Annotated in this window: 12 protein-coding genes; 7 read left to right on the top strand and 5 right to left on the bottom strand. The window is 72.1% G+C overall.

Features of this window, described 5'->3' with window-relative positions; all coding sequences use genetic code 11:
* Positions 1-62: 62 nt before the first annotated feature.
* Entirely contained in the window at positions 63-227 is a 165-nt protein-coding gene (locus tag OHT57_RS13470; RefSeq protein ID WP_328746601.1) for a hypothetical protein, read from the bottom strand.
* Between the two features lie 224 nt (positions 228-451).
* Between OHT57_RS13470 and OHT57_RS13465 the strand changes: the two genes are divergently transcribed.
* From OHT57_RS13465 to OHT57_RS13450, 4 genes are all read left to right on the top strand, one after another.
* Positions 452-1,663, top strand: a complete 1,212-nt coding sequence (locus tag OHT57_RS13465; protein ID WP_328746600.1) for an NYN domain-containing protein — start codon at positions 452-454, stop codon at positions 1,661-1,663.
* Between the two features lie 120 nt (positions 1,664-1,783).
* Positions 1,784-2,758, top strand: coding sequence for an ABC transporter ATP-binding protein (locus tag OHT57_RS13460; RefSeq protein WP_328746599.1), 975 nt, complete (start codon positions 1,784-1,786; stop codon positions 2,756-2,758).
* 73 nt (positions 2,759-2,831) lie between these two features.
* Positions 2,832-3,656, top strand: coding sequence for an ABC transporter permease (locus tag OHT57_RS13455; RefSeq protein ID WP_328746598.1), 825 nt, complete (start codon positions 2,832-2,834; stop codon positions 3,654-3,656).
* Positions 3,657-3,690: 34 nt separating this feature from the next.
* Entirely contained in the window at positions 3,691-4,368 is a 678-nt protein-coding gene (locus OHT57_RS13450; RefSeq protein WP_328746597.1) for a DUF2567 domain-containing protein, read from the top strand.
* A gap of 217 nt (positions 4,369-4,585) precedes the next feature.
* Here OHT57_RS13450 and ybaK read toward each other — a convergent pair whose 3' ends face one another.
* The 4 genes from ybaK to OHT57_RS13430 all read right to left on the bottom strand — a co-directional run bounded on the left by ybaK (position 4,586) and on the right by OHT57_RS13430 (position 8,605).
* Complete coding sequence (gene ybaK, locus OHT57_RS13445; RefSeq protein WP_328746596.1) at positions 4,586-5,089, bottom strand: Cys-tRNA(Pro) deacylase; 504 nt, start codon at positions 5,087-5,089, stop codon at positions 4,586-4,588.
* Positions 5,090-5,104: 15 nt separating this feature from the next.
* Entirely contained in the window at positions 5,105-5,845 is a 741-nt protein-coding gene (locus OHT57_RS13440; protein WP_328746595.1) for an LON peptidase substrate-binding domain-containing protein, read from the bottom strand.
* 11 nt (positions 5,846-5,856) lie between these two features.
* A complete protein-coding gene (locus tag OHT57_RS13435; protein ID WP_328746594.1) occupies positions 5,857-6,864 on the bottom strand; it encodes a hypothetical protein in 1,008 nt (335 codons plus the stop codon).
* Positions 6,865-7,027: 163 nt separating this feature from the next.
* Positions 7,028-8,605 (bottom strand): oxidoreductase, encoded by a 1,578-nt coding sequence (locus OHT57_RS13430; RefSeq protein ID WP_328746593.1) that lies wholly within the window; start codon positions 8,603-8,605, stop codon positions 7,028-7,030.
* A 159-nt stretch (positions 8,606-8,764) separates the two neighbouring features.
* On the opposite strand from OHT57_RS13430, the gene hisD reads away from it, so the two are divergent.
* The 3 genes from hisD to hisB are packed head-to-tail and all read left to right on the top strand — an operon-like array spanning position 8,765 to position 11,807.
* Positions 8,765-10,090: a histidinol dehydrogenase gene (gene hisD / locus OHT57_RS13425; RefSeq protein WP_328746592.1), complete on the top strand. Its 1,326-nt coding sequence runs from the start codon at positions 8,765-8,767 to the stop codon at positions 10,088-10,090.
* A complete protein-coding gene (locus tag OHT57_RS13420) occupies positions 10,087-11,217 on the top strand; it encodes a histidinol-phosphate transaminase (RefSeq protein ID WP_328746591.1) in 1,131 nt (376 codons plus the stop codon). The genes hisD and OHT57_RS13420 overlap by 4 nt, the downstream gene beginning before the upstream one ends.
* Positions 11,214-11,807, top strand: coding sequence for an imidazoleglycerol-phosphate dehydratase HisB (hisB, locus tag OHT57_RS13415; protein ID WP_328746590.1), 594 nt, complete (start codon positions 11,214-11,216; stop codon positions 11,805-11,807). The genes OHT57_RS13420 and hisB overlap by 4 nt, the downstream gene beginning before the upstream one ends.
* Positions 11,808-11,809 lie beyond the last annotated feature (2 nt).

The following is an 11,809-nucleotide window of genomic DNA, read 5'->3' as shown; positions in this document are numbered from 1 at the left end:
CGCACCCCGCACGGGGTGCGCCCCTCTGTGTGCCTGGGTCTCAACAACCCTTTATGCAGATGTCAGTTGTGCCCGAAGCTCTTCTGCCGTCCTTTGCGGGCGACATCGCCGGGGGTCACCTGGGTGGCGCGCTGCTCGGTCTGCGCCTCCATCGAGGACTGCTGGGCCTCCTCGCGGCCACGCTCGGACTGCGGCTGCTTACGGTTCTGCTTCTTGTTCTTGGCCATGACGGTCTGCCTCCTGAGGGGGATCTAGGGGCCAGGGCCGGGACCAGATTCACATAGGCTGACAGTGGGCGCATTTCGGATAATTACCGTGTGTGACAGGGAATGTCGCCACGCGATGCCCTGAAACGCCACGCCGAAGATCGAGTTCGGGCCGTTAACCCTTGCGTGGTCGGGCAGACTCGAAGCAAGCCCGAAGCAAACCTCCCGGAAAGAGGGTGGATCGCGTGGACCGCTGCATCGTCCTGGTGGACGCCGGGTATCTGCTGGGGGCCGCCGCCAGTCTCCTTGCCGGGGAGCCCTCCCGTTCCCGCATCACCGTCGATCACGCCGCCCTGGTCCAGGGACTGCGTGACCGGGCCGAGTCCGACACCGAACGACCCCTGCTGCGCATCTACTGGTTCGACGGCGCCCCCGACCGCGTCCCGCAGCCCGAGCACCGCAGGCTGCGCGTGATGCCCCGGGTCACCGTCCGGCTCGGCGCCCTGACCCGCAGCGACGGACGCTGGGCCCAGAAGGGCGTGGACGCCGCCATGCACGCCGAGCTCACCGAGCTGGCCCGCAACCGTGCCTGCTCCGACGTCGTCCTCGTGACCGGCGACGGGGACCTGTTGCCGGGCATGATGGCCGCCAAGGAGCACGGGGTCGCCGTACACCTGTGGGCCGTGCAGGCCGCCGACGGGGACTACAACCAGTCCGAGGACCTGGTCGCCGAGGCGGACGAGCGGCGGGTGCTGGACCGCACGTGGATCACCAAGGCCGTCCGCGCGAAGGAACTCGGCGGGGTCTGCGCGCCGTCGCCGGTGCCGCGGCCCGAGATCGCCGCGATCCTCTCGGCGCCGCTGCCCGAATCCGTGCCCGCGTCCGAGCGGACCGCGCAGGAGAGCGAGCACGCCTCGGCGGCCCCCTCGGAGAACGGCACACAGGAGCGGGTCCCGGCGCCGAAGGGCGTGCCGACGCCCAAGGACCTCGCCGCGCTGCGGGCACCCGGCGCCCAGGTCGCGCAGCATCCCGCCAGCGCGACCCTGCGGTGGTCCTCCGACAAGGGTTGGGTTGACCGGCCCGGAGGCGCCGCCGAGCCGCCCGAGGTCGCCGCCATGCCGACGCTCGCACAGCTGACCACCGCCGAGCAGCGCTGGGCCGATCGTGAGGAGGACATCACCACGGTCGGTGGGGACCCGTTCGAGGTGGGGCAGGTCTTCGCGCGGCGGTGGATGGAGCGGTTGGGGGACCAGGGAAAGCTGCAGCATCTGTCCGGGATGTACCCGCGCGTTCCGCACCGGATCGACGGAGAGCTCCTCAGGTACGCGGCGCGGTTCGGGCTGCTCGCGCACAAGGACGACCAGATCGACGAGCACGACCGTTACGCGATCCGGGCCGGGTTCTGGCGGGAGATCGATGTGCGGACGACCGCGGAGCACGCGCCTGCCGGTGAGTGAGCTCCGCGGCGTAATTCGGTAGGAGAGTCGCCCCGGGAACGGCGGAGCGCTCCCGACCCCGTAGTCTCGTTCCTTGTGAGTACGCGCGCGACACAGGCACTTCGGCATGGTGGTGATGTCGTGTGTGCGGTGCGCGGGCTGACCAAGACCTATCCGGCGGTGCGCGGGCGGCGCGGGGCGCCGGGGACACCCGAGGTGCGAGCCACCGACGACGTACGGCTCGACATCCGGCGCGGTGAGATCTTCGGGCTGCTCGGACCCAACGGGGCCGGCAAGACCACACTCGTACGGCAGCTCACCGGGCTGATGCGTCCCGACCGCGGCAGCGTCGAGATCCTCGGGCACGACATCGTGCGCCACCCGGACCGGGCCTCGCGGATCCTCGCCTACCTCGGCCAGGACTCCACCGCCCTCGACGAACTGACCGTCTCGCTGGCCGCCGAGACCACCGGACGCCTGCGCGGCCTGGAGGCCCGGCAGGCACGGGCCGAGCGGGACGCCGTACTCGACGAGCTGGGGCTCACGCCCCTCGCCGGACGGCCCCTGAACAAACTGTCCGGCGGCCAGCGGCGGCTCGCGTGTCTCGCGGCGGCCCTCGTGGGGGCACGGCCGCTGCTCGTGCTCGACGAGCCGACCACCGCGATGGACCCCGTGGCGCGGCGCGCGGTGTGGTCCGCCGTGGACCGGCGCCGGGCCGAGCACGGTACGACCGTGCTGCTCGTCACCCACAACGTCATCGAGGCGGAGACGGTCCTGGACCGGGTCGCCGTCCTCGACCAGGGGCGGGTCATTGCCTGCGACACACCTTCCGGCCTGAAGGAACAGGTCGCAGGAGAGGTCCGCGTCGACCTGGTGTGGCGCGAGGCGGCCCCGCTGCACGTCCCCGAGGTCGCCGCACTCCAGGACCGGGCCGTGGCCTCAGGGCGCCGCTGGACGCTGCGGCTCGTCCCCGAGGAGGCCCGCGCGGTCGTCGCCACCGTCACCGGCGGTGCCGCCTTCGCCGCGCTGGACGACTTCACGCTCACCACGCCCAGCCTGGAGGACGTCTACCTGGCGCTGGGCGGGGCCGCGCGGCAGGGGCTGGTGAGGGCTTGAGCACGTTGAGTACGCGGACCGTCGCGTCCGTACGTCACAGGGCGAGTGCCGGAGCGAAGAGGAGCAGAGCCACGTGAGTGTCGTACCCGCCGAGGCTCTGCCGGGCGGCGCCCTGGCCGTCGAGGAGACGGGCCGGGCCGTGGCCGCCGAACTCGGTCCGCGCGCGCGGCTGTGGCCGTCGCTGGCGGCCGTGTACCGGGCGCAGCTGTCCCGCGCGCGGGTCGCGCGCATCCCGCTGCTGTTCGTGGCGACCTTCCAGTCGATCGGGATCATGATCCTGATGCGGGGAGTCGTGGACGGCGGGGGCGAGGCGCAGTCCGTGGTCGCCGGGGCGTCCGTGCTCGTCGTCGCGTTCGTCGCGCTCAACCTGCTCGCGCAGTACTTCGGGCAGCTGCGGGCGAGCGGCGGGCTCGACCACTACGCCACGCTGCCGGTGCCGCCGGCCGCCGTGGTGCTGGGCGCCGCGGGGGCGTACGCCTCCTTCACCGTGCCCGGGACCCTGGTCACCGCCGTCTTCGGATGCGTGCTGTTCGGGCTGCCGCTGGCCCATCTGTGGGTGCTGGTGGCAGTGATCCCGCTCGCGGGTGCCGCCCTGGCGGGACTCGGCGCGGCGCTCGGACTGCTGGCACCGCGGCCGGAACTCGCCACGCTGCTCGGGCAGCTCGGGATGTCCGCCGCGCTGCTGCTCGGAGTGCTGCCCGCCGACCGGATGCCCGAGGCGGTGCGGTTCGCGCGGGACCTGCTGCCCTCGACCTACGGCGTCGAGGCCTTCGCACGGACCTTCGGGCCGCATCCCGACTGGGCCTTCGTACTCGGTGACCTCGCCGTGTGTGCATGCGTCGGCGTGGCCTCGCTGGCCGTCGCCACCTGGGCCTACCGCCGGGCAGCCGTCCGGTGACGCGCCGCACAGCCGGGCCTGGCACGATGTCAGAGTGACCGCACCGTTGACGCCTCCTCCGCCGCCGCACGAACCGTCCTCGCACGATGTGTGGCAGGCCCCGCCTGCCGGCTACGCGGCTGCCGTCGAAGCGCCGTACGGGCAGGGCGGGCCCGGGATGAAGACCGAGCTGATCGAGGCCGCGGTGATCACGGTGGCCGTGGCGCTCGCCGGGGCGCTGCTCGGGGTGCTGTGGTGGTGGCTGGCCCCGCACGTGCCGCTCGTCGGGAGTGTGGACGAGCAGGGGAACTGGGTCGTCTACCTCAAGGACACCGAGGGGGAGCAGGCGGTGGGCGCGGACGGCACGTTCGTCCTGCTGGCGCTCGCTCTCGGGGCGGTGAGCGCGGTCGCCGTGTTCCTGTGGCGTCGGCGGGGCGGGGTGCCGCTCGTGGTGGGGCTGGCCGTGGGGGCGTTCCTCGCATCCCTGCTCGCATGGCGGGTGGGGATGTGGCTCGGGCCGTCGTCCGATGTGCTCGCCCATGCGAAGTCCGCGGGCAAGGGAGTGACCTTCTCCGCGCCGTTGAAGCTGGGCGCGAAGGGGGCGCTGCTGGTCTGGTCCCTGGCCGGGCTGCTCGTGCACCTGGGGCTCACCGCGCTGTTCGGACCCCGGGATCCCGAGCCGGTGTACGTGCCGGTGGTTCCGCAGGACGGGTACGGGGCGCCTGTGCAGTAGGGGCTTTTTTCGCCCCCGCCGCCCCTTCCCTTCCCGGGGGGCTGCGCCCCCAGACCCCCCTTCGGCCCAAAGGGCCTCGCACTCAAGCGCCGGACGGGCTTCTACGCCGGGCGGCTGCCGTGGTTCGAACGGCCCTTCTTGGTGCGCCACTTGCGCTTGCGTGTTTTCTTCGACATGCCCTCTGTGCTTAGTCGAGGAAGGGGACCTCGTCGAGGGGTCACGCGCGGGCGATGGGGGCGAGGACCGCGTTCGTGAGGTGGACCAGGTCGGTCGGCGCGAGTTCCACCTCCAGGCCCCGGCGGCCCGCCGAGACGCAGATCGTGTCGTGGGCGGAGGCCGAGGCGTCCAGGACCGTGGGGAGCCTCTTGCGCTGGCCCAGGGGGGAGATGCCGCCCCGGACGTAGCCCGTGGTGCGTTCGGCGAGGGTCGGGTCGGCCATGGCGGCCCGCTTGCCGCCCGCCGCCGTCGCCAGGGCCTTCAGGTCCAGTGAGCCCGCCACCGGGACCACCGCCACCGTCAGCGTGCCGTCCACGTCGGCCACCAGGGTCTTGAAGACGCGGTCGGGGGAGACGCCCATCGCCTCGGCCGCCTCCTCGCCGTAGGACGGGTGGGAGGGGTCGTGGTCGTAGGCGTGGACCGTGTAGGGCACCTCGGCGGCGGTCAGGGCCACCGTCGCCGGCGTGCCCCCGGACTGCTGCTGCTTCTTCGGCTTCTTCGCCATGGACGGGTTCCGGCCTCAGTTCAGACTCGTCGGGCCGCGCGTCAGCTCCGACGCCGGCAACGACGGAAGATTACGGATGATCGACGTCTCCGCGCGCAGCAGTTTCAGTTCGTCGCGGAGGCGGGACGCGGTGTCGGGCGCCTGGAGGAGGCGCTGCTTGGTGGGGGTGTCCAGCATCATCGCCGCCGCCACCAGGTACGACACCACCGACGGTTCGTCGGGGAGGTCCGCGCCGCTCGACAGGGAGCGTTCCCGCGCCCCCGCCAGGCGTTTCTGGTACTGGCGGAAAGCCCGCAGCACTCCCTCCGCCAGCGGCCCGGACTCGTCGCCCGCGGCCTCCGGCAGCTCCTCCAGCTCGGCCGTCAGGAAGGGGCCGGAGGCGTCGACGGACACGAGACGGGCCCGGGTCGTGCCGGTCGCCAGGACCTCGAACGTGCCGTCCGCCCGTTCCCGTACCGTCGCCGCGTCCGCGACGCAGCCGACCGCGTGGAACGCCTTGACCGGGTCCTCGCCGAAGCCGGCCGTGGGGCCGCGTTCGGGCTCGGCGGCCTGACCCGGCAGGCCCGGCGCGCTGGGCGCGACCTCGTGGCCGTCGCGGATCGCCACGACGGCGAAACGGCGCGGCTCCTCCTCGGGCGTCTTCAGCAGTTCGCGCATCATGGCGCGGTAGCGCTCCTCGAAGACGTTGAGAGGAAGCACGAGCCCCGGGAACAGTACTGAGTTCAGGGGGAAGAGCGGGAGCCGCACGGTGGTCACGGCGCCAAAGCCTAATGGCCTCCGGAGCGGACACGTCCCCCGTGCTCACTCCGCGGATGGATCAACGCATGCCGCCGGACCTCCTCGCGGACCTCCAGGAACCTGCTCAGCGGGTCCTCCGACGTCCTGCTCCACGGGAACGAGGTCGCGTACGGGCCGATCAAGCGCAGCTGCTCCAGGGCGTCCGTCCAGCGGCCGAGGCGCACCAGGACGTACACCAGCTTGTTGCGGATCTCGGCGGGCCACGGGTCGGCCGCCGCGAGCGTGGCGGACAGGTCGATCGCCCGGTCCGCCGCCGCGTCCAGCCGCTCACGCGTCACCGCCGTGCCGCCGTCCGTCAGACAGGCGAGGGCCGCCCGCACGGGCAGCGCCTGGACGAGGGAGCCGGGCGGGGAGTCCTGCGCGGCCAGGTCGGCGAAGTCGAAGCACTCGCGGTACGAGCCGCGCCAGGAGGCCGACAGATAGCGCAGGGCGGCGACATGGCAGCCGTAGTGGAGCGGGGCGCGTCTGAGGGCCGCCTCCCACAGTTCGCCGAAGTAGGTGGGTCCGGCCTGCGAGCCGCGCGCGTGGTCCAGGGCGAGCCGCCACGGCACCGGGTCGCGGTCGTCGCAGCGCGCGGCGGCCGTGATCAGCGGGCTCAGCTCGCGCAGCAGCTCCGCCCTGGCCGGCGAGTCCCAGGCACGGTCCACCGCGAGCTGGGCGGCAAGGAGCAGCCGGTCCGGGTCGTACGGGGCCTCGGCGTGCCAGGCGTCGTACCACTCGGAGCGTGAGCGGGCGAAGGCGGCGAGCCGCCGGACGTACCGGTCGCGCAGTTCCCAGGCGGCGCTCGCGCGGGTCGCGGCGAGCAGCTCGGCCGCCCGCCCGTAGGTGCCCTGCCCGGCCGCGACCAGCGCGGGGCCGAGCCGGTCGTCGGGTGCGTCGAGCAGTACCTCGTCGTCGGCGGACAGTCCGCCGGTGAGATACGGGGCCATCCGTGTCGCGCGGATGAAGGGGGGCAGCAGAGCCATGGTGTCGACCATTGAAGGACCGCAGGTGGACACTGCGCCAGTGCGAACGTGCAACTCGTGGAAAGTTGTACGCCGGAAAGTCAAGGGACATTAAAAAGGTGACCGTTGAACAACCTCCTGACCAGCGGTCTCACCGGTTCCTCTCACTGCCTTGTCGATTTCTCCACAGTCCCCGCTAGCCCCGCCGCAGCAGTCTCGTGGCCCCCGCCGCCACCGTGGTCGCCAGGATCCAGCCGACGAGAACCATCGCCGCCGCCAGCCACTGCCAACCGCCGCGCAACTGCCAGAAACCGACCTGGCCCAGGTCGATCACCGGAAGCAGCAGGTCGAGGGCGAACAGCGCCGGGTTCCAGGCCGGATGGTCGCCGCCCTTGAGCGGCGGATGGCTCGCGTGTGCGAACGCCATGGAGCTCGCCGCCCACAGCACCGCCATCCACACGGCGGCCCGGCCGGGCCGGTACCCGTAGGCGACCGTCCAGTCCTGGATGTATCCCCACACCTTGGCGGCCAGTGGCAGGCTCTCGCGGCGCCGCCGCTGCTTGGCGAGCAGCACCTCGCGCGCGTCCTCGTCCTCACCGCCGGTCCGCAGCACGGCGGCCAGCCGCTCGTACGGCTCCGGGTTGTACTCGGCGGTCGCCGCCGCCACCCACTCCAGCCGCTGGGCCAGCGGGAAGGGACCGTGCGGTACGAGGTTCTCGTAGACGAAGCCGCCCATGTGCAGACTGCCCGGGCCGGGCCAGGCGGTCGCCCGGTCCACGAGGTTGCCGACCCGCGCCCCCGAGAGGACCACCTTGCCGCGCTGCGGCTTCTCGCCGAGGAAACGCAGCTCCGGCGCCTGGACGCGGCGCAGCGACAGCTCCTGCTCGTCGGTGAAGGTGAACCGGGCCCGCTCCAGGTCGACCGCGTCCCCGAACCGCCCGTCGTCCAGCCGGATGCCGCCCTGGCACTCGAAGCGCTGGATCCGCGTCCCGCGCGCGGGAGTCGCCCCGCTCAGCATGGAGGCGCCGACGCCCGCCGGGGTCAGGTACAGGGTGCGCCCGACGGTCAGCTGGGGGGCGTTCAGCGCGAGCCGGGTGTACGGGTTGACCAGTCGGGCGCCGCGCAGGCTCAGCGAGACGCCGATGGTGGCGCTGCGCAGGCTCAGCTCGCCGTGCGACTCCAGGAGCTCGGCCTGCAGGTCCTGGCCCACCGTCATGCCGTCGGCGGCGATCGAACGGCCGCTGCGGTCGCGGTAGACGATCGCCTGGTTCATCAGCAGGTCCGTACCGATGTGCGCGTCGGTCAGCCGTACGCCGTTGTGGAACCGGCAGCGGGGCAGGTGCAGATCGCCCTCCGTGTGCACCCGGGCCGCCTCCAGGCGCGGCACGGAGCAGTCCACGAACCGCGCGGTGGTGAAGCGGGCCTCCGGCAGCAGGATCTCCCGCTCGAAGCGGCAGCCCTTCATCTCCAGGTACGGCACCACGGTGCCGCCCGCGAGGTCCAGGATGCCGCTGATCTGCACACCGGTGAGCTTCAGGGACGGCACCCGGCCGGCGAGCGCGGGCGGGCCGTCCAGGAGCAGCCAGCAGACGATACGCGCGCGGACCGTGCGCTCGGGCCCCCAGGGGTGCCCGCCGTGCGGGTCGTCCACGACGGTGTCGCCGCTGCTCAGGTCGTACACGGTGCCGTTGCGGAAGGCCTGCCACATGCCGGCCTCGGCGGCGGTCAGATCGTCCGGCAGGTCTCCGCCCCGGATGCCGGCCCCCTCGGTCACGTCTCTGTCATCCCCTCGGCTGCTCACGGGTTTCGCACAAACGTTCATGCCCGCTCGGTGACCTCACGAACGCTAGACGTGAAGGGGATCTTCCGGGTTGCGTATCAGCCACTGGAATGCGCGAACGGGCCCTGATGCGGGTCTGAGAGAATTGACCGCGTGATCTCCCGAATCGATCTGCGCGGCGACGTCCTCCCCGAGGGCCCCGCCCTGCGCGACCTGCTGCCCCGAGCCGACTTCGACGTCTCGGCCGCCCTGGAGAAGGTGCGTCCGATCTGCGAGGCCGTGCATCATCGGGGCGACGCGGCGCTGATCGACTTCGCCGAGAAGTTCGACGGGGTCCGGCTCGACCGGGTCCGGGTGCCCGCGGAGACCCTCACGCGCGCGCTGGAGGAGCTCGACCCCGCCGTGCGCGCGGCCCTGGAGGAGTCCATCCGCCGCGCCCGGCTCGTCCACCGCGAGCAGCGCCGGACGAACCGCACGACACAGGTCGTGCCCGGCGGCAGCGTCACCGAGAAGTGGGTGCCCGTCGACCGGGTCGGGCTGTACGCGCCGGGCGGCCGGTCGGTCTACCCGTCCTCCGTGATCATGAACGTGGTGCCCGCGCAGGAAGCGGGGGTCGAGTCGATCGCCCTGGCCTCCCCGGCCCAGGCCGAGTTCGACGGACTTCCGCACCCCACGATCCTCGCCGCGTGCGCGCTGCTCGGTGTCGACGAGGTCTACGCCGCCGGTGGTGCGACGGCCGTCGCGATGTTCGCGTACGGCACCGAGTCCTGCCCGCCCGCCAACATGGTCACGGGGCCCGGCAACATCTGGGTCGCCGCCGCCAAGCGCTACTTCACCGGCAAGATCGGCATCGACGCCGAGGCCGGCCCGACCGAGATCGCGGTCCTCGCCGACGACACGGCCGACCCGGTGCACGTCACCGCCGACCTGATCAGCCAGGCCGAGCACGACCCGCTCGCCGCCGCCGTCCTGGTCACCGACTCCGTCGCGCTCGCGGACGCCGTCGAGAAGGAGCTGGAGACCCAGGTCGCGGCCAGCAAGCACATCGAGGACCGGATCGTGCCCGCCCTGAAGGGCCGGCAGTCCGCGATCGTCCTCGTCGACGGCATCGACGAGGGACTCAGGGTCGTCGACGCGTACGGCGCCGAGCACCTGGAGATCCAGACGGCCGACGCCGCCGCGGTCGCCGACCGGGTCCGCAACGCGGGCGCGATCTTCATCGGACCCTGGGCGCCGGTCTCGCTCGGCGACTACGCCGCCGGGTCCAACCACGTGCTCCCGACCGGTGGCTGCGCCTGCCACTCCTCCGGGCTGTCCGTGCAGTCCTTCCTCCGCGGCATCCACATCGTCGACTACACGAAGGACGCGCTGGCGGACGTCGCGCACCACGTGGTGACGCTGGCGGAGGCGGAGGACCTACCGGCCCACGGGGCGGCGATCAAGGCCCGGTTCGGGTGGAAGGTACCGGCGAGCAAGTGAACTTCGGAATCGACGATCTCCCCGTACGGGACGAGCTGCGCGGCAAGTCCCCCTACGGCGCGCCCCAGTTGGACGTCCCCGTACGGCTGAACACCAACGAGAACCCCTACCCGCTGCCCGAGCCGCTGGTCGAGCGCATCGCCGAGCGCGTCCGCGAGGCGGCCCGGACCCTCAACCGCTACCCGGACCGGGACGCGGTCGAGCTGCGCACCCGGCTCGCCGGATACCTGACGGACACGTCCGGTCACGAGGTGGGCCTCCCCAACGTCTGGGCGGCCAACGGCTCCAACGAGGTCATCCAGCAACTGCTCCAGACCTTCGGCGGACCCGGCCGTACGGCGATCGGCTTCGAGCCGTCGTACTCGATGCACGCGCTCATCGCACGCGGCACCGGCACCGGCTGGATCTCCGGTCCGAGGCGCGAGGACTTCACGATCGACCTCGCCGCCGCCGAGAAGGCGATCGCGGAGAACCGGCCGGACGTCGTGTTCATCACCACGCCGAACAACCCCACGGGCAACGCGGTCCCGCCCGAGACGGTCCTCGCGCTGTACGAGGCCGCGCAGGCGGCGAGGGCCGAGACCGCCGGGGCGATCGTCGTGATCGACGAGGCGTACATCGAGTTCAGCCACGGCGACTCGCTGCTGCCGCTGCTCGAAGGACGGCCGAATCTCGTCGTCTCGCGGACGATGTCGAAGGCGTTCGGAGCGGCGGGCCTGCGCCTCGGCTATCTCGCCGCGCACCCGGCGGTCGTGGACGCCGTGCAGCTCGTACGGCTGCCCTACCACCTGTCGGCCGTCACCCAGGCGACCGCGCTGGCCGCCCTGGAGCACACCGAGACGCTGCTGAAGTACGTCGAGCAGCTGAAGGCCGAGCGGGACCGGCTGGTGGACGAGCTGCGCGCGATCGGCTTCGAGGTCGTGGACTCGGACGCGAACTTCGTGCAGTTCGGGCGGTTCGACGGCCCGGGTGGTTCGCACGCGGCCTGGCAGAAGATTCTCGACCGGGGCGTCCTGGTCCGGGACAACGGCATCCCGGGGTGGCTGCGGGTCAGCGCCGGCACCCCGGACGAGAACGACGCGTTCCTCGACGCGGTCCGTGAGTTGACGAAGGAGCAGAGCACATGAGCCGCGTGGGACGAGTGGAACGGGTCACCAAGGAGACCTCGGTCCTCGTCGAGATCGATCTCGACGGGTCCGGAAAGGTCGACGTGTCGACAGGGGTCGGCTTCTACGACCACATGCTCGACCAGCTCGGCCGGCACGGTCTGTTCGACCTCACCGTGAAGACCGAGGGCGACCTGCACATCGACTCGCACCACACCATCGAGGACACCGCCCTCGCGCTCGGCGCCGCCTTCAAGCAGGCGCTCGGCGACAAGGTGGGCATCTACCGCTTCGGCAACTGCACGGTCCCGCTGGACGAGTCCCTCGCCCAGGTGACCGTCGACCTGTCCGGCCGCCCCTACCTCGTGCACAACGAGCCCGAGAAGATGGCGCCGATGATCGGCGAGTACGACACCACCATGACCCGGCACATCCTGGAGTCCTTCGTCGCCCAGGCGCAGATCGCCCTGCACGTGCACGTGCCCTACGGACGCAACGCGCACCACATCGTGGAGTGCCAGTTCAAGGCGCTGGCCCGGGCCCTGCGCTACGCCAGCGAACGCGACCCGCGCGCGGCCGGCATCCTCCCCTCCACGAAGGGCGCGCTGTAAGC

The organism is Streptomyces sp. NBC_00285 (genome assembly GCF_036174265.1).
GTDB lineage: Bacteria > Actinomycetota > Actinomycetes > Streptomycetales > Streptomycetaceae > Streptomyces.
This window is presented reverse-complemented; position numbering and strand designations above follow the sequence as displayed.

Excerpts from the sequence above, each read along its gene's own strand:
- OHT57_RS13470 (WP_328746601.1), bottom strand. The coding sequence starts at position 227 with ATGGCCAAGAACAAGAAGCAGAACCGTAAGCAGCCGCAGTCCGAGCGT.
- ybaK (WP_328746596.1), bottom strand. The coding sequence starts at position 5,089 with ATGGCGAAGAAGCCGAAGAAGCAGCAGCAGTCCGGGGGCACGCCGGCG.
- OHT57_RS13435 (WP_328746594.1), bottom strand. The coding sequence starts at position 6,864 with ATGGTCGACACCATGGCTCTGCTGCCCCCCTTCATCCGCGCGACACGG.
- hisB (WP_328746590.1), top strand. The coding sequence starts at position 11,214 with ATGAGCCGCGTGGGACGAGTGGAACGGGTCACCAAGGAGACCTCGGTC.